At 70.0% G+C, this 26216-nt stretch carries 23 protein-coding genes; 17 read left to right on the top strand and 6 right to left on the bottom strand.

The window, feature by feature from the left end; all coding sequences use genetic code 11:
* The first annotated feature begins 5 nt into the window (after nucleotides 1-5).
* The 3 genes from OG714_RS13440 to OG714_RS13450 are packed head-to-tail and all read left to right on the top strand — an operon-like array spanning nucleotide 6 to nucleotide 1402.
* Nucleotides 6-437 carry a roadblock/LC7 domain-containing protein gene (locus OG714_RS13440; protein WP_406120824.1) on the top strand — a complete coding sequence of 144 codons (432 nt, stop codon included), beginning with the start codon at nucleotides 6-8 and terminating at the stop codon, nucleotides 435-437.
* A gap of 1 nt (nucleotide 438) precedes the next feature.
* Nucleotides 439-798 (top strand): DUF742 domain-containing protein, encoded by a 360-nt coding sequence (locus tag OG714_RS13445; protein WP_200678382.1) that lies wholly within the window; start codon nucleotides 439-441, stop codon nucleotides 796-798.
* Complete coding sequence (locus tag OG714_RS13450; protein WP_366493111.1) at nucleotides 785-1402, top strand: ATP/GTP-binding protein; 618 nt, start codon at nucleotides 785-787, stop codon at nucleotides 1400-1402. Before OG714_RS13445 ends, OG714_RS13450 begins: the two co-directional genes overlap by 14 nt.
* On the opposite strand, the gene OG714_RS13455 is transcribed toward OG714_RS13450, so the two are convergent.
* Together OG714_RS13455 and OG714_RS13460 are read right to left on the bottom strand one after the other, a co-directional pair.
* Complete coding sequence (locus OG714_RS13455; RefSeq protein WP_406120826.1) at nucleotides 1383-2891, bottom strand: M81 family metallopeptidase; 1509 nt, start codon at nucleotides 2889-2891, stop codon at nucleotides 1383-1385. The two genes, OG714_RS13450 and OG714_RS13455, sit on opposite strands and share 20 nt — an antisense overlap.
* A gap of 111 nt (nucleotides 2892-3002) precedes the next feature.
* A complete protein-coding gene (locus tag OG714_RS13460; protein WP_406120828.1) occupies nucleotides 3003-4205 on the bottom strand; it encodes an ROK family protein in 1203 nt (400 codons plus the stop codon).
* Nucleotides 4206-4386: 181 nt separating this feature from the next.
* Between OG714_RS13460 and OG714_RS13465 the strand changes: the two genes are divergently transcribed.
* From OG714_RS13465 to OG714_RS13490, 6 genes are all read left to right on the top strand, one after another.
* Complete coding sequence (locus OG714_RS13465; protein ID WP_406120830.1) at nucleotides 4387-6144, top strand: peptide ABC transporter substrate-binding protein; 1758 nt, start codon at nucleotides 4387-4389, stop codon at nucleotides 6142-6144.
* A 3-nt stretch (nucleotides 6145-6147) separates the two neighbouring features.
* Entirely contained in the window at nucleotides 6148-7107 is a 960-nt protein-coding gene (locus tag OG714_RS13470; protein ID WP_406120832.1) for an ABC transporter permease, read from the top strand.
* 74 nt (nucleotides 7108-7181) lie between these two features.
* The gene (locus OG714_RS13475) at nucleotides 7182-8006 is read left to right on the top strand and encodes an ABC transporter permease (RefSeq protein ID WP_406120834.1); all 825 of its coding nucleotides are present in this window, start codon (nucleotides 7182-7184) and stop codon (nucleotides 8004-8006) included.
* On the top strand, nucleotides 8003-9667 hold the full coding sequence (locus OG714_RS13480; RefSeq protein ID WP_406120836.1) for a dipeptide ABC transporter ATP-binding protein: 1665 nt from the start codon (nucleotides 8003-8005) through the stop codon (nucleotides 9665-9667). Before OG714_RS13475 ends, OG714_RS13480 begins: the two co-directional genes overlap by 4 nt.
* Nucleotides 9664-10599 carry an ROK family protein gene (locus OG714_RS13485; RefSeq protein WP_406120838.1) on the top strand — a complete coding sequence of 312 codons (936 nt, stop codon included), beginning with the start codon at nucleotides 9664-9666 and terminating at the stop codon, nucleotides 10597-10599. The genes OG714_RS13480 and OG714_RS13485 overlap by 4 nt, the downstream gene beginning before the upstream one ends.
* Nucleotides 10600-10753: 154 nt before the next feature.
* On the top strand, nucleotides 10754-12151 hold the full coding sequence (locus OG714_RS13490) for a glycoside hydrolase family 43 protein (RefSeq protein WP_406120840.1): 1398 nt from the start codon (nucleotides 10754-10756) through the stop codon (nucleotides 12149-12151).
* Between the two features lie 56 nt (nucleotides 12152-12207).
* Here the strand turns inward: OG714_RS13490 and OG714_RS13495 are convergent, their stop codons facing one another.
* Nucleotides 12208-13170 (bottom strand): ABC transporter substrate-binding protein, encoded by a 963-nt coding sequence (locus OG714_RS13495; RefSeq protein WP_406120842.1) that lies wholly within the window; start codon nucleotides 13168-13170, stop codon nucleotides 12208-12210.
* Nucleotides 13171-13534: 364 nt separating this feature from the next.
* On the opposite strand from OG714_RS13495, the gene OG714_RS13500 reads away from it, so the two are divergent.
* The 4 genes from OG714_RS13500 to OG714_RS13515 are packed head-to-tail and all read left to right on the top strand — an operon-like array spanning nucleotide 13535 to nucleotide 17599.
* Nucleotides 13535-16048 (top strand): ATP-binding protein, encoded by a 2514-nt coding sequence (locus OG714_RS13500; RefSeq protein ID WP_406120844.1) that lies wholly within the window; start codon nucleotides 13535-13537, stop codon nucleotides 16046-16048.
* Nucleotides 16045-16521, top strand: coding sequence for a roadblock/LC7 domain-containing protein (locus OG714_RS13505; RefSeq protein ID WP_363095356.1), 477 nt, complete (start codon nucleotides 16045-16047; stop codon nucleotides 16519-16521). The genes OG714_RS13500 and OG714_RS13505 overlap by 4 nt, the downstream gene beginning before the upstream one ends.
* Before the next feature lie 36 nt (nucleotides 16522-16557).
* On the top strand, nucleotides 16558-17013 hold the full coding sequence (locus OG714_RS13510) for a DUF742 domain-containing protein (protein ID WP_406120846.1): 456 nt from the start codon (nucleotides 16558-16560) through the stop codon (nucleotides 17011-17013).
* The gene (locus OG714_RS13515; RefSeq protein WP_019062810.1) at nucleotides 17000-17599 is read left to right on the top strand and encodes an ATP/GTP-binding protein; all 600 of its coding nucleotides are present in this window, start codon (nucleotides 17000-17002) and stop codon (nucleotides 17597-17599) included. Before OG714_RS13510 ends, OG714_RS13515 begins: the two co-directional genes overlap by 14 nt.
* A 66-nt stretch (nucleotides 17600-17665) precedes the next feature.
* Here OG714_RS13515 and OG714_RS13520 read toward each other — a convergent pair whose 3' ends face one another.
* From OG714_RS13520 to OG714_RS13530, 3 genes are read right to left on the bottom strand one after another with little or no spacing between them, the layout of a single operon-like run.
* Entirely contained in the window at nucleotides 17666-18334 is a 669-nt protein-coding gene (locus tag OG714_RS13520; protein ID WP_406120848.1) for an ABC transporter permease, read from the bottom strand.
* Complete coding sequence (locus tag OG714_RS13525; RefSeq protein ID WP_406120850.1) at nucleotides 18331-19041, bottom strand: ABC transporter permease; 711 nt, start codon at nucleotides 19039-19041, stop codon at nucleotides 18331-18333. Before OG714_RS13525 ends, OG714_RS13520 begins: the two co-directional genes overlap by 4 nt.
* Nucleotides 19038-20168: an ABC transporter ATP-binding protein gene (locus OG714_RS13530; RefSeq protein ID WP_406120851.1), complete on the bottom strand. Its 1131-nt coding sequence runs from the start codon at nucleotides 20166-20168 to the stop codon at nucleotides 19038-19040. Before OG714_RS13530 ends, OG714_RS13525 begins: the two co-directional genes overlap by 4 nt.
* Before the next feature lie 276 nt (nucleotides 20169-20444).
* Here OG714_RS13530 and OG714_RS13535 point away from each other — a divergent pair, with 276 nt between their 5' ends.
* The 4 genes from OG714_RS13535 to fxsT all read left to right on the top strand — a co-directional run bounded on the left by OG714_RS13535 (nucleotide 20445) and on the right by fxsT (nucleotide 26204).
* Entirely contained in the window at nucleotides 20445-21476 is a 1032-nt protein-coding gene (locus OG714_RS13535; protein ID WP_406120853.1) for a hypothetical protein, read from the top strand.
* Between the two features lie 11 nt (nucleotides 21477-21487).
* Nucleotides 21488-21829, top strand: a complete 342-nt coding sequence (locus tag OG714_RS13540; protein WP_406120855.1) for a YxD-tail cyclophane-containing RiPP peptide — start codon at nucleotides 21488-21490, stop codon at nucleotides 21827-21829.
* A 35-nt stretch (nucleotides 21830-21864) separates the two neighbouring features.
* Complete coding sequence (locus tag OG714_RS13545; RefSeq protein WP_406120857.1) at nucleotides 21865-23145, top strand: FxsB family cyclophane-forming radical SAM/SPASM peptide maturase; 1281 nt, start codon at nucleotides 21865-21867, stop codon at nucleotides 23143-23145.
* 74 nt (nucleotides 23146-23219) lie between these two features.
* The gene (gene fxsT / locus OG714_RS13550; protein WP_406120859.1) at nucleotides 23220-26204 is read left to right on the top strand and encodes an FxSxx-COOH system tetratricopeptide repeat protein; all 2985 of its coding nucleotides are present in this window, start codon (nucleotides 23220-23222) and stop codon (nucleotides 26202-26204) included.
* Nucleotides 26205-26216 lie beyond the last annotated feature (12 nt).

The following is a 26216-nucleotide window of genomic DNA, read 5'->3' on the forward strand; positions in this document are numbered from 1 at the left end:
CCGCCATGACACGACCCGTCCCCGCCACGCACACCCAGCTCGACCAGTTGCTCACCGGACTCGTGGACCGGGTGGCCGAGGTGAACCAGGCCGTCGTGCTGTCCGAGGACGGCCTGGTCGTCAGCAAGTCCACCGGGTTCCTGCGCGACGACGCCGAGCGGCTCGCGGCCACCGCCTCCGGGCTGATGAGCCTCAGCAAGGGGGTCAGCATGGACTTCCGGGGCGGTCCGGTGCGCCAGGCGCTGATCGAGATGGCGAACAGCTATCTGATCCTCACCTCGGCGGGCCCCGGCGCCCATCTGGTCGTCCTGACCGGTCCGGGCGCGGACGTCGGGGTCGTCGCGTACCAGATGAACATGCTGGTGAAGAAGATAGGCGAGCATCTCAGCGCCGCGCCGCGGGCGGGCGTCGGCCCCGCGGCCGGCCCCGGCGAGTGAGGTGAGCGGTGGCGACGCGGCGGGACGGCTCGTACGGCCGTTCACGCTGACCGGTGGCAGAACCCGGCCCAGCCGCGCCGATTTCACCCTCATCACCACGGTGACCGCGGTCGATCCGGCGCCCGCGCGAGCGCCCCGCCCGCAGCCGGAGCAGTCCCGCATCCTGCGGCTGTGCGCCGAGCCGCTGGCGGTGGCGGAGGTCGCGGCCCTTGTCGACCTTCCGGTGAGCGTGGTAGTGATCATGCTCTGCGATCTGCTGGAGGCGGGGATGATCACGGCCCGGCCGCCGCACCCGGTCTCCCGTACCAGCCCGGACATGGACCTGCTGCAGAAAGTGAGGGAGGGCCTTGACCGGCTCTGACACCATCGCTCCGGCACCCGCGCCGCCCGAGACGGTCAAGATCCTGATCGCGGGGGGCTTCGGCGTCGGCAAGACCACCATGGTCGGTTCGGTGAGCGAGATCGCCCCGCTGCGCACCGAGGAACCGCTGACCGTGGCGGGCCTCGCCGTCGACGACCTCGACGGCATCGAGGAGAAACGGGCCACCACCGTGGCCCTGGACTTCGGCCGCATCACCATCGGCCAGGACCTGGTGCTGTACCTGTTCGGCACCCCGGGCCAGCAGCGCTTCTGGTTCATGTGGAACGACCTGGCGCTCGGCGCGCTGGGCGCGGTGGTCCTGATCGACGTCCGCCGCCCGAAGTCCAGCTTCGCGGCCGTCGACTTCTTCGAACGCCGGGGCATCCCCTTCGTGGTGGGCGTGAACGGCTTCTACGGCGAGCACCCGTATCCCGCGGAGGCGGTGCGCGAGGCGCTGGCCCTCCCGGAGGACGTCCGGGTACTGCTGTGCGACGCGCGGGAGCGCGACTCGTGCCGGAACGTACTGATCGCGCTGCTCGACCAGTTGATCGCCGCCGCCATCGAGGACGGCGGGGGCGGCAAGCTCACTCGTCCGCCCCGGTGAGCGGTTCGTCGGAGGGGGCGATGACCCGGGCCGTGAGGTCCGGGTCGGGCATGTCCCGGTCGAAGGGGAACATGGGCCGCCGGATGCGGTGATGCCCGAGCCTGCCGAGGTCCTGGTCGACCCCGCCCGGGGTGAGGGCCATCTTCCAGTCGGCGGCCATGGCGAAGAGCTCGGGCTCCAGATAGCCGATCTTGACGAGCACGAGATCGGCCGAGCGCGGGTCCAACTCCAGGTCGGTGAAGTCGTGTTCGTGGTGGTACGGCTTGCGGAGCCGGGTCAGGATGACGTGCACGCTGCCGACTCTGAGGACGACCTCGGTCTCCGCGTCCCGGTCGCCGTGCCGGATCGAGTGCACGACTCCGGTGAGGGTGAGCGGGCCCGCGTGCCGGTCGTCGACCTCCGCGCCCGCCGTGACCGTGACGGTGGCGCCGACACCGGCGCGCTCCGCCGTGGCTACGGCGGACGGTCCGGGCAGCGACGCGTAGATGACCGTAGGGCCGTCCTGGTCCTTGAACTCCGGGCGTTCCAGGACCTGTTGAAGTCCCCAGGTGACGTCTCCCGCGCCGCCAGCGGTCGGGTTGTCGCCGGTGTCGCTGATGAAGTACGGGCGGGCGGTGGAGGCGAGGGCCTCGTCCAGGCAGTCGTCGAGCGCGCCGGTCGGGGCGACGAACTCGAAGTCGTGCCTTGCTTCCCAGAAGCCGCGGGCCAACTGTTCGGCGCCTGCGGTGACTTGGGCGGCGGACGGGCCGGTGACGACGACCGCGGCTCGGTTGCGGGGCTCGTCCGCCCAGGCGTAGCCGACCCAGATCGCCGCGTCGGTGACTCCTGCGGTTGCTTCTACTTCTTCTACGGCCGCGTAGACGCTCTTCGCCGGTTCGATGCGGGTGGAGGTCTGTTCGCCCGCGAGGAGGACCGGGACGGGGATCCAGGCCTTGACCGGGCGGGGGGCGCCGCTCGCCAGGAGGTCTACGAGGTTGCGGGCGGCGCGTTCCTTGGTCTCCATGGCGTCCTCGTGCGGGGCCATGCGGTAGCAGGTGATCAGGTCGCTCTGGTGGACCAGTTCGCGGGAGACGTTGCCGTGCAGGTCCATCGAGGTGGACACGAGGGTGTGCGGGCCGATGGTTTCCCGGATGCGGGCGAGTAGTTGGGCTTCGGCGTCGTCTATGCCCTCGACTGTCATCGCGCCGTGGATGTCGTACCAGAGGCCGTCTACGGGGCCCAACTGGCTAAGGCGGGCGATGAGTTCGTCGGCGAGGTCGGCGAACGCGGCTGCCGTTACCGTGCCGCCGGGGAGGGCCTTGCCTACGAGGGCGCCTTGCCAGTCGGCGGCTTCCCGGAGGGGGGTGCCGGGGGCGAGGAAGGGGTAGCGGGTGAGGACTTCGGGGCCGCGGTGGGGGTGGAAGGCGGGGGCTTCGGTGCGGGCCGGGGAGAAGGTCGAGGATTCGATGCCCAGGCCTGCGATGGCGATGGTGGGGCGGGATGAAGGCAAGGGGGCTCCAGGTTGTGTGTCGGGTGCGGGCTCGTTGTGGCTGGTCGCGCAGTTCCCCGCGCCCCTAAAAGAAGGTGGGTTATCGCGTCCCCGATAGCCCCCATAGGTGGACTATCGCGTCGCCGATTGGTCTGTGACCGTCTGGAGCGCCTGGGCCAACGCCCGTTGGAGGGCGAACTGGCCCGCGCCCACCAAGCCCGCGTCCGCGCCCAGGCTCGCCCGTTCGATCACGAGGTGTTCCGTGACCAGGGGGTGGCAGCCCTCGTAGAGCTGGCTGCGGACTGCCGCGACGAAGGGTTCCAGGGTGGAGAGGATGCCGCCCAGATACACGGCGTCGGGGTTGAAGAAGTTGACGTTGGCCGCCAGGACCTGGCCTAGGTAGCGGCCGGCCTGGCGGACCGCTCGGGTCGCTTCGGGGTGGGCGTCGGTGGCCAGGCGGACGACGTCCTCGGTGGACGTCACGTCGAGGCCGTGGCCGCGCAGGATGCGGACGAGGGCGGCACCGGAGGCGACGGTCTCCAGGCAGCCGGTGTTGCCGCAGGAGCAGGGGATGTCCTGGGCGGCCTCGACGCGGACGTGGGTGATCTCGCCGGCCGCGCCGGTGCCGCCGCGGTAGAGGCGGCCGTCGGCGATGACGCCGGCGCCGATCCCGGTGCCCACCTTGACCATGATCGACTGACGGCGCTCGGCGGGCTGGACGGTGTGTTCGCCGACGGCCATGCAGTTGGCGTCGTTCTCGACGGCGGCCGGTACCTCGAAGCGGTCGGCGAGCCAGTCGCGGATGGGGAACTTGTTCCAGCCGGGCATCCGGGCGGGCAGCGTGACGATCCCGGAGGCGATGTCGACCGGTCCTGGCAGGCACAGGCCCACGCCCCGCAGCCGTTCCCGCCCGTGCCGCTCGGCGAGTGCGGTGAGCGTCTCGGCGAGACCGGGCAGCGCGGCCTCGGGGCCGTCCGCCGTGGGGAAGGGCACGGTCGACACGTCGGTGAGCCCGCCGCCGGGCAGCACGACCCCCACGTGCGCGTGCTTGCCGCCCAGCTCGGCCGCGACCGCGAACCCGTCGCTGCCGCCCAGCCGCAGCACCTTGCGCGGCCGGCCGCCGGTGGAGGAGCGCGTGCCGTGCTCGGCGACCAGGCCCAGGGACACCAGCTGGCCCACGGCGAGGGAGATCGTCGAGGGCGCGGCGCCGAGCAGTTCGGCGAGTTCGGTGCGGGTGGCGGCCTGCCCGGAGGCGAGGAGTTCGAGGACGTGCTCGGCCAGTGAGGAGACACCCGAGGTGCTGCTCTTCCGGCGGTGCGCACTTTTTTCAGGCATGAAGGAAGTTACTTCCGGATCGGGTGATCGAGGCGACGAGCGTAAGCCACCCGGATGGGCTCCCGGCTTTTTTCAGAACAGCAGAAACAGACTTTTTACAGCGGCACGACTGTTTCTTCGACACCAGGGGTCGTTGACTGTCCTCACTCCCGCCTCCGCCCCTCTTTTTCCGAGGAGAACCATGTCCCCTGTTCGCCAGAGACTCCTCGCAGGTGCCTCCCTGACCACGGCCTCGCTGCTGCTCGCGGGCTGTTCCGGGTCGAGCGGTACGTCGTCGTCCGGGTCCCACGACTCGATCGACTACGCGCTGCCCGCGAACTTCACCCCGAACTGGATCCTGCCGATCGGCACCGCGGCCCACCTCAACACCAACAACATCTCCATCGCGAACTCGCTGTGGGAGCCGCTGATCGCCTACGACGGCTCGACCGGCAGCATGGGCTGGAACAAGAAGGGCTCGGTGGCGACCGCCGCCGCCTTCGCGGCCGACAACAAGAGCGTCACGATCACCCTCGGCGACCGGCACTGGAGCGACGGGAAGCCGGTCACCTCCGCCGACGTGAAGTTCTGGTTCGACCTCATCAAGGCGAACAAGTCCCAGTGGGCGGGCTACAACCCGGGCAAGGCGCCGGACAACTGGACCTCTTTCAAGACCGTGGACACCCGCCACTTCACGATCACCTTCGACAAGGCCTACAACCCGCAGTGGATGCTGGCCAACGAGTTGAGTTCCGTCACCCCGCTCCCCCAGCACGTCTGGGACAAGGCAGGGGACGCCAAGCAGGACTGGACGTACCTCAACAACGCGGCCAAGAACATCAGCGGTTACGCGTCGAACGCCCTGTGGAAGACGGTCAGCGGCCCGTACACCGTGAAGTCCTTCTCCACGGCCGGCAAGGTCGTCCTGGCCGCCAACTCGAAGTACGACGGCGGCGAGAAGCCCGGCATCCCCACCGTGAACCTCCTCCCGTTCACGACGGCGGACGCGGAGAAGAACGCGCTGCGGTCCGGGAGCGTCGACTACGGCTACATCGAGGCGACCGACCTCGACCAGAAGGCGAGTTTCACCGCACAGGGCTACACCGTGAAGCCGTGGTCGGGCTGGGCGATCACCTACATGCCGTACAACTTCAACAACCCTTCCATGGGTGCCGTGTTCAAGCAGCTCTACGCCCGGCAGGCCGTGCAGCGGTCCATCGACCAGGCCGGTCTGTCGAAGGTCATCTTCAACGGGACGGCGGTGCCCGGGTACGGGCCGATCCCGCAGGCGCAGAGTTCGTCCTTCCTTTCGGCCACGCAGAAGAGCGACCCGTATCCGTTCTCGACCTCGGCCGCCAAGTCGCTGCTCAGCAGCCATGGTTGGAGCGAGCAGGGCGGGGTCATGACCTGCACCAGCCCCGGCACCGGCGCCGCGCAGTGCGGTGAAGGGGTCGCCAAGGGGACCAAGTTCCAGATGCAGGTGCTGTCGCAGTCCGGTTCGACGGTGACCGACAACATGATGAGCGCGATCCAGTCCTCGCTCGCGAAGACCGGCATCAAGTTCTCCATCAAGACCGCACCGGTCAACTCCGTGCTGTCGCAGACCCCGCAGTGCACGGCCTCGCAGTCGATCTGCAAGTGGCAGCTGTCCTTCTTCGGTACGGCCGGCAGCTGGTACTTCCCGGCCTTCCCGACCGGTGACTCCCTGTTCCAGTCCAAGGGCGGCGCGAACTTCGGGAACTACTCCAACGCCGATGTCGACAAGCTCATCTCCGCGTCCACGACGTCGAGTTCGACGCAGGAGATCCAGGAGTACAGCGCGGCCCTCGCCAAGGACCTGCCGGTGATCTGGCTGCCGGAGCCCGACTACCAGATCTCCGTGGTCAAGAACGGCCTCGGCGGCTTCTCGCAGGACCCGCTCGCCAACTTCCACCCGGCACAGTGGAAGTGGACCAGCTGAGGCATGGACACCCTCCTGTATCTGACCCGGCGGATCGCCCAGGCGCTGGTCGTGATCCTCATCGTGACGGTCGTGGTGTTCGGCCTGCTGCACGCGCTGCCCGGGGGTCCCGCGCGCGGGATCCTCGGCCCGCAGGCCACCCCGCAGCAGATCACGCTGTTCAACCACGACCAGGGGCTCGACCGGCCGCTGCCCGTCCAATACCTGTACTACCTGCGGCAGTTGCTGCACGGTGACCTCGGCACGTCGTACACGCTCAACGAGGCGGTGTCCCGGCTCATCGAGCAACGCCTGCCGAAGACACTGGTGTTGACCGTGCTGTCCGCGGTTCTCGGGCTGTTGCTCGCCATTCCGCTGGGCATGTGGCAGGCGGTGCGGCGGAACAAGCCGGCCGACTATGTGATCACCACGTTGAGTTTCGTGGCGTACTCGACTCCCGTGTATTTCCTGGGACTTGTGCTGGTGCTCGTCTTCACGCAGATGCTGCGGTGGTTTCCCTCGCAGGCGCCGCAGGGGGACACGTTGGCCCAGGTCTTCGCCGATCCGGTGGCGTTGGTGCTGCCCGTGGTGACCGGGGCGGCCTCGATGGTCGCCGTGTTCAGTCGGTACATGCGGGCCTCGACGTTGGAGAACCTTTCCGAGGACTACGTGCGGACTGCTCGGGCGGGGGGTTCTCGGCAGCGGGCGATTCTCTTCAAGCACGTGTTCCGGAACTCGCTCACGCCGGTGATCGCGATGCTGGGGTATTACGTGCCGGTGTTGTTCGGGGGTGCGCTGGTGGTTGAGCAGCTCTTCAACTACCCGGGGATGGGGCTGTTGTTCTGGAGTGCGGCTCAGTCTTCGGACTACCCGGTGCTCCTCGGGTGCGTGCTCGTCATTTCCGTCGCGACTGTGGTGGGGACACTGCTCGCGGATGTCGTTCAGCGGGTTGTTGATCCTCGGGTCAAGGGGGGTCGGGCGTGAGTGTTCAAAGTGCCAGGCGGTGGGGGTTGCTCGCGCCCCGCGGCGGAGCCGCAAATCGACACAGCCCCGCGCCCTTGAGTGCGCGCTTCGCGCGCAACAAGCTTGCCGTGGCCGGACTCGTAGTCGTTGTCCTCTTTTTCCTGTTCTGCTTTGTGGGGCCGCTCCTTTACTCCACCGATCAGATCCATACCGATCTCACACAGGTCAATCTCCGGCCCAGCGGGGCGCATTGGCTCGGTACCGATGCCGTCGGGCATGACGAGCTCGGGCGGCTCATGTACGGCGGGAAGGTCTCGTTGCTCGTCGGGCTTGCCGCCGGGGTGCTTGCCACCGTGATCGGGACTCTCTGGGGCTCGATCGCCGGGTATGCGGGCGGTTGGGTCGATGCCGTGATGATGCGGGTCGTGGACGCCGGGATCGCCATTCCCGCGCTGTTCATCCTGCTCGTCGTGTCCGCCATCACCACACCCGGCGTGCCCGGGCTGATCGTGATTCTGGGGCTGGTGTCCTGGCTGGTGCCCTCGCGGCTGGTGCGGGCGGAGACGTTGACCTTGAAGAGACGCGACTACGTGCTGACCCTGCGCGCCATCGGCGGGACCCACGGGCGAGCCATCGCTCGGCACATCCTGCCCAACTCGGTGTCGACCATCGTCGTCGCCGCCACGTTCCAGGTCGCCGACGCGATTCTGCTCGTCGCCTATGTGTCCTATCTGGGGCTGGGAGTTCAGCCGCCGTCGACCGACTGGGGCGGCATGCTCTCGGCCGGGCTGACGGCCGCGTACTCGGGGCGCTGGTGGCTGATCGTTCCGCCGGGCCTCGCGATCATCCTCGTCGTGTGCGCGTTCAACGCGATCGGCGACGGGCTGCGCGACGCCTTCGATGTGAAGGGACGGGGATGAACAGCATCCTGGGGATAGCGAATCTGGGTGTCACCTTCTCCACCGAGAGCGGTGATGTACCCGCCGTGCGTGGGGTGTCCTTGCGGGTGGAGCCCGGGGAGACGCTCGCCCTCGTCGGTGAGTCCGGGTCGGGGAAGTCGACCGTCGCGCTCGCCGCCCTCGGGCTGTTGCCCGGCAACGCCCGTGCTTCCGGGGGTGTTTCGGTCGGCGGTACGGATGTCGTGGGGGCCGGTGAGGCCGAACTCGCGCGGCTGCGGGGGCGTACGGCTTCGATGGTGTTCCAGGAGCCGGCCACCGCGCTCGATCCGCTGACCCGGATCGGCAAGCAGATAGCAGAAGTCGTACGGAATCACCGGGACGTCTCCCGGCAGGAGGCGGCTGCCGAGGCCGTCGCGCTGCTGCGCCGGGTCGGGATTCCCGAGCCTGAACGGCGCGCCTCCGCCTTTCCGTTCCAGTTGTCCGGTGGGCAGCGGCAGCGGGTCGTCATCGCCATGGCCATCGCCAACTCACCCGGGTTGCTGGTCGCCGATGAGCCGACCACCGCGTTGGACGTCACCGTGCAGGCCGAAATCCTCGATCTGCTGCGGGCGTTGGCCGCCGACTCCGGGACGGGCGTGCTGCTGGTCACGCACAACATGGGGGTCGTCGCCGACTTCGCCGATCGGGTCGCCGTGATGCTGGAGGGGGAGATCGTGGAGACGGGGGCGGTGGAGGACGTGCTGTTGCGGCCGACTCATGAGTACACGCGGCGGTTGCTGGCCGCTGTGCCTCGGCTCGCCGTGACCGGGAGCGGGAACGGGAACGGAGGTGTCGTGGGCGAGGAGGCCGAAGGGGCGCCCGTGGTCGAACTGCGGGATGTCTCCGTGCAGTTCGGGCGTGGGCCCCGTGCCGTGCGTGCGTTGGAGGACGTGTCGCTGACCGTGCGGGCCGGGGAGACCGTGGGGCTCGTCGGTGAGTCCGGGTCCGGGAAGTCGACCGCCGCACGGGTGGCTCTTGGGCTGGTCGCGCCGGAGTCGGGGGGCGTCTCGCTCTTCGGCGCCGATCTGCGCAAGGCGCGGGGGCGGGCCCGGCGGGCGCTGTTGGCCGGGGTCGGCGTGGTGTTGCAGGACCCGGTGGCCTCGTTGGACGCGCGGATGAGTGTCGCGGAGTGCGTGGCCGAGCCGTTGCGGGTGCACCGGCGCGGGATGGGGGCCGCCGAACGGCGGGAGCGCGTCGCCGAGGTGCTCGAACTGGTGCGGCTGCCGAGGGAGTTGGCGCGGCGCGGGCCGCGTGAGCTGTCCGGTGGGCAGCGGCAGCGGGTGAGTCTCGCGCGGGCGCTGGTCCTCGAACCGCGGCTGCTGGTCGCGGACGAGCCGACGAGCGCGCTGGACGTGAGTGTGCAGCAGACCGTGCTGGAAGTGATCACCGAGTTGCAGAAGGAACTCGGGTTCGCGTGTCTCTTCGTGTCGCACGACCTCGCCGTGGTGCAGCAGTTCGCGGGGCGGGTCGTCGTGATGCGGGGCGGACGGGTCGAGGAACAGGGGCCGACCATGAGCACGTTGCTGCACCCGGAGACCGAGTACACGCGCCGGCTCATCGCCGCCGTGCCCGTGCCCGATCCGGTGCTCCAACGGGAGCGCAGAGAGCGCCGGTTGGCGTTGGGGACGGGGGCCGGCGCGTGAGCGACTCTCCCGAGGTGGTCGTCGGCGTCGACATCGGCGGGACGACCACCCAGGTCGTGCTGTGCACGGCCGGACTCGACGTCCTGGACCGGACGGAGGTACCGACCCCGGCCGGCGAGGGCGGCACCGCGATGCTCGACGCCGCGCTCTCCGCGCTACGGCGGCTGCTGGACCGTACGCCCGCCCGGCTGCTCGGGGTCGGGGTCGGGGCGGCCGGACTCGTGGATGTGCGGGCCGGGCGGATCCTCGTGGCGAGCGACTCCTTTCGCGACTGGGCCGGGTTCGAGGTGACGGCAACTGTCCAACAGGCCCTGGGCGTACCGGCGTTCCTCGACAACGACGTCAACGCGTTTCTGCGCGGGGAGGTCGCGAAGGGTGCGGTCGCGGGTGAGGAGAACGTGCTCGGGATGACGCTCGGCACCGGAGTGGGTGGCGCACTGTGGCTGAATGGCGCCCTTTACGACGGGCCGCGCGGGGCGGCCGGCGAGATCGGGCATGTGCCCGGGTTCGGTGAACTGCCGTGCACGTGCGGGGGAAGAGGGCATTTGGAGACGCTGGCTTCGGGGCGGTCGGTCGCGGCGCGATACGGGGAGCGGACGGGGCGTGCGCTCACGGCCCGTGAGGTCGCCGAGGCGGCCCGGGCGGGCGATCCGGACGCGCGTGCCGTGTACACGGCGCTGGGGCGCGGTGTCGCCCGTGCGCTGCTGATCACGGCGGGGCTGCTGGATGTCACGACGTGTGTGATCGGCGGGGGTGTCAGCCGGTCGTGGGCGCTGGTCGAGTCGGCCGTGCGGGAGACGCTGGCGCTGGAGCCGCCGGTGAGCGGTCACCCGGTGCGGGTGCTGCCGGCGCGGCTGGGCGGTGACGCGGTGGCGATCGGGGCGGCGGCCCGGGCGCGGGCGGAACTCCTGATCCACACAGGAGGCTCGTAGCGGACACCTACGTGAACGACGAGAACCGGCCAAGCGCGACCGTGTGATTGACGCGCACACGCCCCATCTCTACCTTCTGATCGACTTACCGAACCTCGTTCGGAATGTCGAACGACAGGAATCACTGGGCCGCTCGTATCCCCCTGGAGAACACATGGCCGTCCCTCCTCTCCCCCACCCCTCCCGCCGCCTCTTCCTCGGCATGGCCGCGACCGTCCCGCTCGCGGCCACCGGCGCGCTCACGCTCGGCGCGGGCAGCGCGCAGGCCGCGACCAACTCGGCTTACGTCATGTGCTACTTCACCGAGTCGCCGACGTTCCTGGGCGCCAACTACGGTCTGCACCTGGCCGTCAGCCCCGACGGTCTGGAGTGGACCCCGCTCAACCAGAACGCCCCCGTCGCCACCCCCACCGCCGGCTCCCTCGGCCTGCGCGACCCGTTCATCCTGCGCAAGCAGGACGGCACGTTCGTGGTCCTCGCCACCGACCTCAACGGCACCGACTGGTCGTACGTCAGCCAGTACCTGCACGTCTGGGACTCCACCGACCTGCGCACCTTCACCGGCTACCGGCGGATGAAGGTGCACAGCCTGGACACCCACGCCTGGGCGCCGGAGTCGTACTGGGACGCGGGGCGCGGGCAGTACGGGGTGATCTACTCGGCCGTGAACGACAGCGGCCACAACGTCATCATGGTCAACTACACCAGCGACTTCGTGACGGCCAGTGATCCGCAGGTGTTCTTCGACCCCGGTTACGACGTCATCGACGGCGACCTCGCGGTCGGCGTGAACGGCGTCAACTACCTCTATTTCAAGAAGAGTTCGACGCTGGTAGGCGCGAAGTCCACGTCACTGGACCCGGGCAGTTTCACCGAGTTCAGCACGGCGGTCTCGCACAACGGCACCGAGGCGCCGACGTTGGTCAAGTCCCTTACGTCCAGCTCCATCTGGTACCTCTGGGGGGACACCTGGGACCCCAACGGCGTCTTCTACGCCTGGCAGACCAGCAGCCTCGCCGCGGGCACCTGGACGGCGGTCGACCAGAAGCTCTACACGCAGCCGCTCAACTCCAAGCACTGCGGGATCCAGCCGATCACCACGGCCGAGTACAACAACCTCATCGCGAAGTGGGGCACTCCGGCCTGGAACCGGCTCAAGTCCTACAACTATCCGGCCCGTTACGTCCGCCACTCCAACTTCGTCGGCCGGATCGACGAGTACGCCTTCGACCCGTACACCGACTCGCAGTGGACCCTCGTACCGGGTCTCGCGGACTCGGCCGGGGTGTCGTTCCAGTCGGTCAACTACCCGACCCGCTATCTGCGGCACTACAACTACGCGCTCCAACTCGACGTGAACGACGGCACGTCGACGTTCGCCGGGGACGCCACGTTCTACCGGACGGCGGGGCTCGCCGACTCGTCCTGGGCGTCCTTCCGGTCGTACAACAACCCGACCCGGTACATCCGGCACTCCAACTACGTCCTGCGCATCGACCCGATCTCGACAGCCACGGAACAGCAGGACGCGACCTTCCACGTCGGGTACTGAGCACGACGCGGGTGCCTCCCGGAGAAACGGAGGCACCCGCGCCGGCCGGAGAAGTCCTAGTCCAGGCCGGCCGTCTTCAGCCAGGCCTTCGCCACGTCCAGCGGGTCCTTGTTCTGCGAGCCCACCTGGGTGTCGAGGTCCAGCAGAGTCGCCGTGTCGAGCTTCGCGGAGACCGCGTTGAGGGCGGCCACACCGGCGGCGGACAGGCCGCTCTTGTAGACCAGGGGCTGCACGTTCTCGAAACCGAAGAGGCGCTTCGGGTCCTGGAGCGTGACGTGCTTCTCCTTGGTGATGGTCGGGTCCGTACTGAAGAGGTCGGCCGCTTGCACGACGTTCTTCTTCAGCGCGGCAGCGGTCAGCGTGCCGCCCGCGTCCAGCGCCTTGAAGGACTTGAACTCCAGGCCGTAGACGGACTTCAGGCCCACCAGGCCCTGCTGCCGGGTCTGGAACTCCGGCGAGGCGCCGATGACCAGGTCCTTGGCGATGGACTTGAGGTCCCCGATGCTGGACTCGGACGTGAGGTTGTACTTCTTCGCGGTCTCCGCGTTGAGGGTGACCGTGTCCTTGTCCTCGGCTGCGGCCGGGTCGAGCAGCGTCAGCTTGGTGTCGAGCTTGGCGTCGATCGCGGCCGTGGTCGCGGCCAGCGTCGCCGGGGTGGCCTTCGGGTCGAGGTAGGCCAGCAGCGCGCCGTTGTACTCGGGCAGCACGGTGATCGTGCCGTTCTTGAGCAGGCCGTAGGTCGTCTCACGGCTGCCGATGTTCGGCTTGTAAGTGACCTTGACGCCCTTGGCCTTGAGGGCCTCGCCGTAGATGTCGGCGAGCAGGGTGCTCTCGGCGAAGTTGTTCGAGCCGACGACGACCGTGTCACCACTGGCCTTGGCGCCCGCGAGGGGGTCGTCGGACTTGCTGTCGGAGGACGAACCACATCCCGTGACAAGCGCAGCCGTCGCGGCGAGCGCGATGGCGGCCGCGCCGGGGTACCTAGTACTTGACCAGCTGTTCTTCGCTTTTGAAGTCACAATTCCCGTTCCGGGCTCGGATGTTGGCACAGGCGTGCAGGCATGGCTGTGGCGTCCACGCGCGGGGCGTGAACTCCGCACTCCGCTGATCCAATCCAGCCGGTTCTCGGTCAGTCAAGAGAACTCTGGTCACCGATTGGCCTCAATGGGTGCCCAGTTGTGAAGGCAACGTAAACAGACCGGTCACGAACACGGTCGCTTTGTAATTGATTCTTGACGTAGGGCGACGCACTTGATCGTTCGAAGAGACGGTAGTCTCCCCGGAGTTGGCGTCGGTCACAGCGGTGTGCGGGGGCCGCTTCGATCAAAAACAGTCACGCGCGTCGCTACGCGTACCGTGACAACACCCCACGAAGGAGGCCTGGTGTCCATACGGGGCTTCGCAGACCGTTGGCCCTTCAGGCGCAAGCTCAATCTGCTCGTCGGCGTACCGCTCGCGGTGGTCGCGGTGCTGCTGGCGTATCTCATCTCGGATGAGGTCGGGCAGTCGACGGACGCGAGCGACGCGGCCCAACTGGTGCGTGACAGCGGGCAGGTCGCCAAGCTGGTGAACCTCGTGGAGGCGGAGCACCAGCAGGCCATCCTGCTCTCCGTTCGCTTCGAGGCCACCAACGACGGCGGCACTCCCTCGCAGAGCGCCTACCGCGCGTCCCAGCTGGCCGTGGACAAGCAGGTCGAGAAGGTGCGCGACACCTTCGGCGACCGACTGCCGGACAGCGAGGCCCAGGCCCTGAAGGAGATCAACGGCCTGGAGACGCTGCGCGACACCGTCGAGCAGAGCTATCTGCCCGCCGACAACATCGACCCGGCGTACGCCAGCGCCTCCGACGGTCTGATCGACGGGCTCGACCTGGAGCACAACGCGAACCTCGCCACCACCTTCACCGGCAACCTGCTGGACTCCGTGCTGCGGGCGGACGCCGCCCACAGCTCGTTCGAGACCAGCGTGTTCTCGGCGACGACCGGTGACAGCAACGCGCTCATCGAGTTCAACAACGCGGTCGGCTCCTACGACCTCTACACCTACCAGGCGGCCAGGTTCGCCCGGTTCGCCACCGAGGACCAGGCCGACCAGCTCTCCGGCATCGAGCACACCCCCGCGCAGCGGCTGATCGCCGAGGCCTACGCGGAGCTTCAGATCGACCCGAGCGGACTACAGGCGGAGACGCCCGGCGCGGTCCGCAAGGCCTTCGCGGACGCCATGAGCGACTATCCCTCCTACCCGCAGCAGGCCGCGGGACGGCTGAAGATCACCAGCTCGCTCATCGGCCAGATCGCCACCCGCGCCGACAGCGCGTCCAGCTCCGCCTCCTGGCGCGCGGGACTGCTGCTGAGCCTGTCCCTGCTCGGCTTCGCGCTGTGGCTCGCCTTCGTGGTGATCGTGCGCCGCTCGGTGGTCCGCCCGGTGCAGGCCCTGACCGGCGCCGCGAAGCAGGTCGCCGAGGTCGCGGGCCGCGAACTCGCCCGCGTGGCCGACGACGACGCCGAGGACGACGGGCCGCCGCTGCTGCGCGACATGCCGGTCACCGCGAAGGACGAGATCGGCGACCTCGCCGAGGCCTTCAACCACGTGCAGACCACGGCCGCCGCGCTGCTGGCCCGCCAGGTGGTCAGCCGGCGCAACGTCGCCGAGATGTTCGGCAACGTCGGCCGCCGCGTCAGCAACCTGACGACCCGTCAACTAGCGCTGATCGACGCGGTGGAGCGGGGCGAGACGGATCCGGCGCTGCTGGAGCGCCTCTACTCCATCGACCACATCGCCGTCCGCCTGCGCCGCAACGCGGACAGTCTGATGCTGCTCGCCGGCATCCGCGAGACCGTGCTGGACGGCGGCCCCACCGAACTCACCAACGTCGTACGGGCCGCGCTCGGCCAGATCGAGGGCTTCCAGCGGGTGGGCCTGCGGGCCGACACCGAGGTCATGGTGGAGCCCGACATCATCGGCGACCTCACCCTGATGGTGGCCGAACTCCTGGAGAACGCGGTCTCGTTCTCGCCCGCGGGCAGCCCCGTCGAGGTGGTCGTACGGACCGACGGCGACGACGCGCTGATCGTGGTCGCCGACCACGGACTCGGGATGAGCGCCGACCGTATCGCCGAGGAGAACGCGCGCCTGATCCGCCGCGAGCGCCTGGACCTGGTGCCGACGAAGGTGCTGGGCCTGTTCGTGGTCGGTACGCTCGCCCGCCGCTGGGACATCGACGTCACACTGGCCCGCACGCCGGGCGGCGGTGTGACGGCCGAGATCACCATCCCGGCCACGCTGCTGCTGCGGATGAGCTCGCTGGCCTCCGGCGGTTCCGCCAACACCGGATACACGGAGTTGGGGTCGGGGGCGGGCTCAACTGCCGCTACGGGAGCGGCTGTTGCGCCGTCCGCCTCCTCGAACCAGGACCAGCGTCCGGCGCCCTCCTGGGCCACCTCGGACTCCGGGCCGCGCCCGTCGATCACCCTGAGCAGGCCCGAGCCGATCACACCCGAGCACATGCGCACCGATGACGAGCCCACCCCGCTGCCCCGCAGGGTCTCCCGGTACGAGACGGCGCCGAGGGCCGCCGCACCGGCCCCGCCCGTCACCACCCACCACGCCCAGGCGGACGAGTCCGCCACCGCCCCCGACGACGCCGGAGGCTCCCGGCCGCTGCGGCGCCGGGTCCGGGGTGCCACCCTTCGTACGGGCGCCGACGACGCCGCCCAGCAAGCCGCCCGGCAGGCCCCCCGGCCCGCCGACGCGGACGCCGTCCGCTCGGCCCTCGAAGAGTTCGAGGCAGCCGTGGAGCAAGCGCATCGCGACAGCGACACCCTCACGGGCCTGCGCCCCCAGGACGCGAACCACCCGCACGACCAGAACCACCTCCCGAAAGGAGCGGAGCAGTGAGTACGTCGACAGGTGACACTCCCACGGGGGGCACCACGCCGGCCGAACTGCAGGCAGCCGCGGCCGATTTCAACTGGCTGCTCAACCGTTTCGCGACGGAGACCGCGGGTGTCGTCGACGCCATCGCGGTGTCCTCCGACGGCCTGCTGATCGCCGTGGCCGAACTGCGCGAGCACGCCCACTCGGAGCGGCTCGGAGCCATCGTCTCCGGCATCACCAGCCTGGCCGCCGGTGCCTCCGGCAACTACGGTCTCGGCGGCCTGAACAAGGTCATCATCGATCTGGAGGGCGGCCACGTCCTCGTCTCCGCGATCGGCAGCGGCGCCGTCCTCGGCGTCGTCACCGACAAAGAGGCCAAACTCGGCAACATCGCCTACGAGATGACGCTGTTCGCCAACCGTGCCGGTTCCGCGCTCAACCCCCAGCTGGTGCTCCAGCTGAAGAACAGCGTCGGCGCCGCTTCGGCTCGGTGACCGGTCCCCGACCGGTCGAGAGAGGAACAGCCACTCATGCCCGACGGCCGCACTCCGAGCGGTGCCGGCGCGGACGGGGCCACACCCCCGGGTCGCGATCCGGTGCGCACGCCTTCCGCCGTACGGCCGTTCCTGGTCACCGCGGGCCGGGTGGCGGGCGCGGATGCGGCCGCCTCCGGGCGGCCGATCCCGGTCGAGACCCAGGTGGTGGCCACGGCCTCCGGGCTGGAGGTCCTCGACCGGCTCTCCTTCGAGCAGCACGACATCGTGGCCGCCTGCCGGCAGCCGCAGTCCCTCGCGGAGATCGCGGCCCGGCTGCGGCTGCACCTGAACGTGGTGCGGGTCCTCGCCGAGGACCTGCGTGCCGCCGGGCAGTTGACGGTGCACGTGCCCAACTCCGACATCACCCACGACGCAACCGTCCTGCGAAGGGTCATCGATGGCCTCCGCGCCATCCCCAACTCCCGGGGAGTACTCCGTGACACCGACTGAACCGGTCGCCCGCGGTGCGGCTGCGCAGACCGTCGTACGACCGCCGCTGCCGGTGAAGATGGTCGTCGCGGGCGGCTTCGGCGTGGGCAAGACCACCACCGTGGGCGCGATCTCCGAGATCGAGCCGCTAACCACCGAGGCGGCGATCACGGAGGTCGCGGCGGGCGTGGACGACCTGTCCCACACCCCGCGCAAGACGACGACCACGGTCGCGATGGACTTCGGCTGCATCACCATCGACCCGACCCTGAAGCTGTACCTCTTCGGTACGCCCGGGCAGGACCGATTCGGCTTCATGTGGGACGACATCGTGGAGGGCGCGGTCGGCGGTCTCGTCATCGTCGACACCCGCCGGCTCGACGACTGCTACGCGGCCGTCGACTACTTCGAGCACAAGCAGATCCCGTTCGCGGTCGCCCTGAACGCCTTCGACGGCAAGATCGAGCACTCCCTGGACGAGGTCCGCTGGGCCCTTGACGTCAACGAGCGTGTCCCGGTGATCGCGTTCGACGCGCGGGAGCGCGGGTCCGTGCGGGACGCCCTGCTGGTCGTACTGGAGCTGGCGCTGGCGCGCACGGAGAACTGAGGGCGGGAGAAAGGGGGATGGGGAGGGCCGTTGCCCTCCCCATCCCCCTTTTGCTTACAGAGGTAGTCAGTTGCTCCTGCGGACCCCCGGCGACACCGCGAGCCGTGCGATGCCCCAGAAGAGCCCCAGAGTCACGAGGGCCATGCCGGCGACCAGGGTGGCTCCGCCGACGACCTTCTCGTAGTTCCGCTGGTAGAGGCCGTCGATGATGTAGCGGCCGAGGCCGCCGAGACTGACGTAGGCCGCGATGGTGGCCGTGGAGACGATCTGGATGGCGGCCGAGCGCAGGCCGCTGAGGATCAGCGGGAGGGCGACCGGGAGTTCCACCTGGAAGAGGACGTTCGTCTCGTTCATGCCCATGCCGCGGGCCGCGTCGACCGGGGACGGGTCGACGGAGCGCATCGCCTCGTAGGTGGTGACCAGGATCGGCGGTACGGCGAGGACGACCAGCGGGATCATCACCGGGACCAGGCCGAAGCCGATCAGCACGAACATCAGCACCAGCAGGCCGAAGCTCGGCAGGGCGCGGGCGGCGGTGGCGATGAGCGAGAGGGTGTTGCCACCGCGTCCGGTGTGTCCCGTCAGCAGGCCGATGGGGAGGCCGATGGCGGTGGCGATCGCGAGCGCGATCAGCGAGTACCGGATGTGCTCGACGAGACGGGTGGGGATGCCGTCGTAGCCGTGCCAGTGCGAGCTGTCGCTGAAGAACAGGTTGATGTAGTGGAGTACGTTCACCGGGCTGCGTCCTCCAGTGCGAGTTCGGCCGGTTCCGGCCGGTCCTCGGCGGGGCGGGCCTTGCGGGTGCCGCGCGGCATCCAGGGCGTGAGGAGCAGGCGTACGCCGACCAGGACGGCGTCCACGACGATGGCGAGGACGGCCGTGGTGATCACCGACAGCCAGATCAGGCGCGGCTGGTGGTAGATCTGACCGTCGTTGAGCAGGTTGCCCAGCGCGCCCTGGTTGCCGATCAGCATGCCGACGCTGACGAGGGAGATGCTGGACACGGTCGCCACCCGCAGGCCGGCGATGATCGCGGGCACGGCGATCGGCAACTGCACCTGGAGATAACGGCGGATGGGACCGAGACCCATCGCGGTGGCCGCGTCCAGGGTCTCCTGGGGCACCGAGCGGACGCCGTCCACGATCGCCGGGACGAACACCACGAGGCTGTAGACGCCGAGCGGGATCATCACGGTGGTCTCGGTCTGGCCGGTGTAGTCGATGAGGACGACGAAGAACGCCAGCGAGGGGATCGCGTAGAGCACGGTCGTCACCCAGAGCACCGGCGGGTACAACCAGCGCAACCGCACGCACAGTTGGGCGATGGGCAGCGCGACCACCAGGCCGACGAGGACCGGGATCACGGCCTCGCGCAGATGCAGGCCGATCAGGCCGAGGTAGCTGTTCTGGAGGTCGCTGGGGATGCGGAACCAGTCGTTCATCCGGCGACCTTCGTGCCGCTGCGACCCGCCGCGTGGGCGCTGCGGATCGCCTCGCCCACGGCCCCCTGCGACACGACCCCGACCACGCGCCCGGTCCCGTCCACGCCGACCGCCCACCCGGTCGGCGACAGCACCGCCCCGTCGAGCGCGGCTCGCAGCGAGTCCTTGCCGGCCTCGAACGGGCGGCCGTAGGCGAGGAGTTGTGTGGTGTCGACGGCTCCGGCGGTGAGTGCGCCCGGCTCGCTCCAGCCGAGCGGCTTGCCGTCCAGGTCGGTGACGAGGAGGTACGGCACGTCGGGGGTGGTGCGTTCGGCGATCTGCTCGGCGGTGGAGTCGACGGCGATGATCGGGGAGGTCTTGAGGTCGAGACCGGCCGAGGAGAAGAAGGAGAGGCGGCGGATGCCGCGGTCGGTGCCGAGGAAGTCCTCGACGAAGGCGTCCGCCGGGTCGGAGAGCAGTTCGGCGGGCGGGGCGAACTGGGCCAGCTTGCCGCCGGTGCGCAGCACCGCGACCATCGTGCCGAGCTTGATCGCCTCGTCGATGTCGTGGGTGACGAAGACGATGGTCTTGCCCAACTCCTCCTGGAGACGCAGGAGTTCGTCCTGGAGGCCCTTGCGGACCACGGGGTCGACGGCGGAGAAGGGCTCGTCCATGAGGAGGACGGGCGGGTCGGCGGCCAGCGCGCGGGCGACGCCGACGCGCTGCTGCTGGCCGCCGGAGAGCTGGTACGGGTACCGCTTGGCGAGGGCGGCGTCGAGGCCGACCCGTGCCATGAGCTCGGTGGCCCGCGCCCTGGCCTTCTCCTTGCCCCAGCCGAGCATGCGGGGCACGGTCGCGATGTTGTCGACGATCGTGCGGTGCTGGAAGAGTCCGGCGTTCTGGATGACGTAACCCATCGACCGGCGCAGCGTGTTGACCGGCTGCTTGGTGATGTCCGCGCCGTCCAGGGAGATCGTGCCCTCGCTGGGGTCGATCATCCGGTTGATCATGCGCAGGGTGGTCGTCTTGCCGCAGCCGGAGGGGCCGACGAGGACGGTGATCGAGCGGTCCGGTATGTCCAAGGACAGTTGGTCGACCGCCACCGTGCCGTCCGGGTACCGCTTGGTGACTGAATCTATCCGTATCAAAACGCCGAATACCCTTCGGGTTTGGCAGAAACTGCCCGTTCTCGGCCACGGTCGCAGGCCACTGGGGGCAGAGTCTAGACCGCGAGTGTTGCGGGAACTTGGCGGGATCCGACTCGGTGTGACCGGGTGTGATCGTTGACCGGCGGCCGGAAAGCGCTGTTGACCGGTCGGTAGCCGCGTACTGTCATGGACAGGGGCTCGACCGTCCCCGCCCTTTCTCGATCCTTCTCGACCGCATACGCACGCATCCGACCGTCCGATGACGAGGAGCGCGACGTGACGAACGGCGGTACGTCCCCCTCCGACGCCGCCGTGCTCGCCCGGGGACGCAAACTGCTTGCCCTCGCCGGGGACGCGCGGATCCGCGACTCGACCGAGGAGGCACGGACGTTGGCCCTGCGGGCGGCGGCCGATCTGGAGCGGGGCGTGCGGCTCACCGGCGGCGCGGGCGCGACCTCCGCCGTACGCTGCCGGGCCCTGCTGGACCTGGCCGAGGCGCGGGCGGTCGCGGCGGCCGACAGCGGGGCGACCGGGGTGCTGGAGGCGCTGCACGAGGCGGTCGACGACGTGCGGGACGTGAGCCCGGAGTTACGGGCGCTGGCCCTGCGCAGGCTCGCCGAGGCGCACAGCGCCCGCTACCGCTACACCGCCGACCCCGCCGAACTCGACGCCGCCGACCGGGTGTTCGCCCAGGCGCAGGACCTCGTGCAGCGCGACGACCCGGTCCGGGCGGAGCTGCTGGCGGGCCGCGGTGAAGTGCTGCTGGCCCGGGTCGAGAGCGGCGGCGGACTGGAGGTGGCCGCCGAGGCGGTACGGGAGCTGCGCGCGGCGCTTGCCCTGACCGCGGGCGGTGAACCCCGGCTGGCCGAGCGGCAGTTGCTGTTCGGCAAGGCGCTGCGCCGGCACCACACGGCGGGCGGGGCGGGGACCGATCTGCACGAGGCCGAGTGGATCCTGGCCCGCGCGGCCCGCGGCGCACGGACGGACCGGATCGCCGCGCTGGCCTGGCTGGAACGCGGCGAGGTGCTGCTGACGCTGGCCGGGGCGACCGGTGCGCCGGAGTGGCTGGACCTGGCGGCGGAGTCCTACCACCACGGTGTCCGCAGCGCGCTCCGTGCCGCCGAACCACTGCTCGCCGCGCAGGCGCACCACCAGCGCGGCGCGGTCCTGGAACGCACGGCCGGCCCGGCACGGGCCCTCAAGTCCTACCAGGCCGCCTGGGAGTTGTGGCAGCGCGCCGGGGCGGCACGGGGACCACAGGCACAGTCCACGTTCGAGCGCATGACCGCGCTCGGGGCGACGACGTAGAGGAGTGCAGGGTGGCGGACTTGGCGCGCTACGACGTGCAGGAGTACGGGGTGACGGAGCCGGCGCGGCACACCGTGGACCAGCGCGGGGCGACCGACCCGGCCGAGCATCAACAGGCCGCCGTGCGGTACCGGTTGGACGGACCCGACAGTCACCCGGACGGACCCGACGAACACCCGGACGGTGTCCGTGAGCCGCTGCCCGACTTCACCGGCGTCGATCTGACCGCGTTGCGTGCGCGGGTGGACCACCCTGTGCTGGGTGCGGTCCTCGCGACCCTGCTGGCCCGGTCCTGCGGTGCCGACGGGGGCCTTGTCGCGTATCACGAGGACTCCCCCGGGGCAGAACGATAGGGGCGGCAGAGCGCCGGCCGACGGGAGGCGACGCTGTGCACAGGGCACCGGAGCACACCTTACGGACGGCCAGGGACCGGGAACTCGCGCCGTGGCCGCATGCCGCGCTCGATGTGGCGGCCCTGCGGCGCGCGGGGCAACGGGCCTTTCCCTTCCGGCAGTTCGTCCTGAAGGTGCACGGCCGCTGCAATCTCGACTGCACCTACTGCTGCATCTACCAGGGCAGGGACGCCAGTTGGCGGGGGCGGCCGGCCCGGGTGAGCCCGGACGTCATGCGGCAGACCGCCTCCCGGATCGCCGAACACGCCGTCGCACACCGGCTGTCCGAGGTGCGGATCGACCTGCACGGCGGCGAACCGCTGCTGTCCGGGCCCGACACCGCGCTCGCCTACACGGCCGCCGTACGTGCCGCGTTACCCTCGCGCACCGCGCTGCGGACCACCGTGCAGACCAACGGCACCCTCGTCACCGAGCGCACCCTGGACCGGCTCGCCGACGCCAACATCCGGGTCGGGCTGAGCCTGGACGGCGGCACCGCCGTACTGAACCGGCGCCGGGTGGACCACGCGGGGCGCTCCTCCTGGCCGGCCGCCGCCCGGGCCGCGCGCCTGCTGGCCGACCGTCCCGAGCTGTACGCCGGGATCCTGTGCGCCATCGACATCACCAGCGACCCGAAGGACGTCTACTCCTCGCTGGCCGCGCTGCGTCCGCCCCGGCTCGACCTGCTCCTGCCGCACGCCAACTGGTCCAATCCGCCGCCCGGGTTGGCCGCCCGTCCGCCGCGTGACGCACGCGCCCAGCGGGCCGTACCGACGCCGTACGGCGACTGGCTGGCCACCGCCTTCGACCTCTGGTGGGACGGCCCGCCGAACGGAACCCAGCCGCGGGTACGGCTGTTCACCGAGATCGTGGCCCTGCTGCTCGGTGTCCCCAGCGCCACCGAGTCCGTCGGGCTGTCGCCCACCTGCGCCGTGGTCGTCCACACGGACGGCGCCGTCGAGCAGATCGACTCCCTCAACCTCGCCTACGACCGCGCCACCGCCACCGGGTTCGACGTCTTCGGCAACAGCTTCGACGAGGCGCTCGACCACCCCGGGATCGTGGCCCGTCAACTCGGCGTCGAGGGGCTCTCGGACGAGTGCCGGGCGTGTCCGGTGGGACGGGTGTGCGGCGGCGGCAACTACGGGCACCGCTACTCCGCCGGGACGGGCTTTCTGCACCCTTCCGTCTACTGCGCCGATCTGGAACAACTGGTGCGGCACGCGGCCCGACGGCTGAGCGCGGTAATGCCCGAGGACCGACCGCGTATCGACTAGGGTGCACGCGAAATCACGCGAGACGGTTTAAACGTAGTCAATGAGTCCATTTCGGTGTAAGGGGAGACGGTCGGATGACCGACAGGTCCAAGGGCGCCGAGTCCCACGAGCACTTCACCATCAGCTACGCGGGATTCAACCGGCCGTGGGCCACCTGGATCGCCCACCAGCTGGAGCAGTTGGGGCACGAGACGACCCTGCTGCGGTGGGACCCGCCGAAGCAGATGTCGCTCGCCGACGCGCTGCGCAATCTGCTCCAGGCGCCGGGCCGGGTGCTGCTGGTCCTCGACGACTGGTACTTCTCGCTGGGCCCGCGCACCGACGCCGAGTGGACGCAGGCGCTGCACGAGGTGGTGCCGCCACACGTCGACCGATTCTCCGCGGTCAGTGTGGCCACCCGGGCGCTGCCCGCCACCGCCGCCCCGCTGCGCCCGGTCGATCTGCGCGACCTCGACTCGCGCGAGGCCCGGCGCCGTATCCTGCGCCGCCTGGACCTGGACGCGGCCACCGCGCCCGGCCCGGTGAGCGGCACCGCGCCGCGCTTCCCGAACGACCCCCCGGCCGTGTGGAACGTACCGCGCCGCAATGTCCGCTTCACCGGCCGCGACGCCATCCTGGAGAAGCTGCACGCCCGCTTCGAGGAGGGCGGACGCGGCGGCGCCCGGGTCGCGCTGCGCGGTATCTCGGGCGTCGGCAAGAGCCAGATCGCCATCGAGTACGCGCACCGGTTCGGCAACGACTACGACATCGTGTGGTGGGTGGGGGCACGGTTCCGGGCACCGGCGCGTGAGCAGTTCGCGCAGTTGGCGCCGCGGCTCGAACTGCCGGTCGGACAGGAGCTGGGCGAGCGGATCCGCGCGGTGCACGAGGCGCTGCGCACCGGCCGGCCGTTCCGCCGCTGGCTGCTCGTGCTGGACAGCGCCGACGACATGGAGCAGATCGAGGACCTGCTCCCGGAGGGCAACGGCCATGTCCTGATCACCACCCTCACCCAGGACTGGGCGGCCTCGGGCAGCGTCACCGAGCTAGAGGTGCAGCCCTTCCGCCGTCCCGAGAGCGTGGCCTACGCCCGTCGCCGCGCCCAGCGGCTCACCGAGTCCGAGGCCGACGATCTCGCCGACGCCGTACAGGACCTGCCGCTGCTGCTCGCGCAGACGGCGGCCTGGCTGGACGCCAACGTCATGCCGGCCAAGGACTATGTCGCGATGATCCGGCGCGGCGAGGCCAGCCAGATCGGTATCCGGATCTCCTCGGACTACCCGATGGGTTTCCAGACCAGTTGGTCGATAACTCTGAACACGCTCCAGGAGAACAACCCCGAAGCGGTGGAACTGCTCCACCTGTTCGCACTGTTCTCGCCGGACGCCATCCCGGTCCGGCTGATGCAGGCCGCCCACCCGTCCGACCTGCCCGCCCATCTGGCCGCGCTCGCCGGCGACCCGATCCGCTGGCACACGGCGCTGCGCAGACTGTCCGAGTCGACCGCGGTCCGCCTCGACTACGTCGAGTCCTCGGAGGCCGAACCGGCCGTCGACCGCGTGTCCATGCACCGCCTCTACCACAGCTTCCTGCTCAGCACCCTAACCGAGGACCGCCGCGAGGCGCTGTCCACGATCGCCTGCACGCTGCTCGCGGGCGCCGACCCGCGCCGCCCCAACGACACGCGTGAGTGGACGCGTTACGCGGAGCTGATCCCGCACCTGGAGACCGCGGGCGCGCTGGACAGCCGTGAGCCCGTGGTCCGGCAGCTCGTCCTGAACTGCATCGACTACATGCGGGTACGGGGCGAGAACCGGGCCGCGCTGCGCCTGTGCGAGCAGACCGTCGCCCGCTGGCGCAACCGGCTCCAGCCCGACGAGCGCGACATGCTGGTGCTGACCCACGACCACGCCAACATGCTGCGGCGCAGCGGCCGTTACCGTGAGGCGGAGGCCGTGGGACGTTCCGTCCTGGACCAGCTCACGGAGACCCGCGCCGACGACGACCCCGATCTGCTGCGCGCCAAGAACGGGCTGGCCGGGACCCTGGTGTCGCTGGGCCGCTACGACGAGGCCCACCAGATGTTCGAGGAGTGCGTCCACGCGTACTCCGACACCCTGGGCTCCGAGGCGCCGCGCACCCTCCAGGACCGCGGCAACCTGGCCGTCGTCACCAGCCTGTTGGGCCGCTACGAGGAGTCGCTGCTGCTGCACCGCGACATCCTGCTGATCCGCGAGCGGCTGCTGAACCCGCGCCACCATCTCACCCTGCGCTCCGGCATGTTCTACGCCTGGATGCTCAGGCTGCTGGGCCGGTACGCCGAGGCCACCTCACGGCAGGAACTCAACGTCCGCGCCCACCGGCAGGCGATGGACCGGTTCACCCCGCAGACCCTGTTCGCCGAGCACAATCTGGCGCTGTGCATGCGGCGCACCGGTGATCTGCTGGGCGCCGAGTCGCTGATGCGCAGCGTGGTGGAGCGGTTCGTGCAGCGGCAGGGGCCGCGCCATCCCGACGCGCTCCTGGTCCAGGCGGACTTCGCGACCTTCAACCGCGAGCACGGCAATCTGGAGCAGGCCCGGGAGATGGCCGCGACCGTGGCCGAGGACTACGCCCGTCTGGTGGGCCCCGAACACCCTTACGCCGTGGGCACGTTGGGCAATGTCGGGCTCGCGCTGTGGGAGTACGGCGAGCGGGACGAGGCGCTGCGGATCGCCGAGCAGGCGCTGACGCGGATGCGGGCGGCGGTCGGCCCTACCCATCCGTGGGCGCTCGGGGCGGCGCTCAACGCGAGCGGTGCGCGGAGCCTGGCCGGCGATGAGGAGGGCGCGGCCCAACTCAGCCGCACGGTCCTGGAGTCGGCGCGCGCCACGCTGGGCGAGACCCATCCGCTGACCCTGTCCTGCAAGGCGGCCCTCGCCGGTGACCAGCGTGCGCTGCGGCGCGGCCAGGAGGCCACGAAGCTGGAGAACGAGGCGCTCCAGCAACTCTCCGACACCCTCGGGCCCCAGCATCCGCACACCCTGTCGATCCGCCGCAGGGAGCGGCCGTACTGGGATTTCGAGCCGCTGACGACGTGACTCCCGCGGACC

Origin of the sequence: Streptomyces sp. NBC_00989 (assembly GCF_045162655.1) — a bacterium.
Classification (GTDB): domain Bacteria; phylum Actinomycetota; class Actinomycetes; order Streptomycetales; family Streptomycetaceae; genus Streptomyces.

Excerpts from the sequence above, each read along its gene's own strand:
- fxsT (WP_406120859.1), top strand. The coding sequence starts at position 23,220 with ATGACCGACAGGTCCAAGGGCGCCGAGTCCCACGAGCACTTCACCATC.
- OG714_RS13460 (WP_406120828.1), bottom strand. The coding sequence starts at position 4,205 with ATGCCTGAAAAAAGTGCGCACCGCCGGAAGAGCAGCACCTCGGGTGTC.
- OG714_RS13490 (WP_406120840.1), top strand. The coding sequence starts at position 10,754 with ATGGCCGTCCCTCCTCTCCCCCACCCCTCCCGCCGCCTCTTCCTCGGC.
- OG714_RS13510 (WP_406120846.1), top strand. The coding sequence starts at position 16,558 with ATGCCCGACGGCCGCACTCCGAGCGGTGCCGGCGCGGACGGGGCCACA.
- OG714_RS13465 (WP_406120830.1), top strand. The coding sequence starts at position 4,387 with ATGTCCCCTGTTCGCCAGAGACTCCTCGCAGGTGCCTCCCTGACCACG.
- OG714_RS13470 (WP_406120832.1), top strand. The coding sequence starts at position 6,148 with ATGGACACCCTCCTGTATCTGACCCGGCGGATCGCCCAGGCGCTGGTC.
- OG714_RS13480 (WP_406120836.1), top strand. The coding sequence starts at position 8,003 with ATGAACAGCATCCTGGGGATAGCGAATCTGGGTGTCACCTTCTCCACC.
- OG714_RS13525 (WP_406120850.1), bottom strand. The coding sequence starts at position 19,041 with ATGAACGACTGGTTCCGCATCCCCAGCGACCTCCAGAACAGCTACCTC.
- OG714_RS13440 (WP_406120824.1), top strand. The coding sequence starts at position 6 with ATGACACGACCCGTCCCCGCCACGCACACCCAGCTCGACCAGTTGCTC.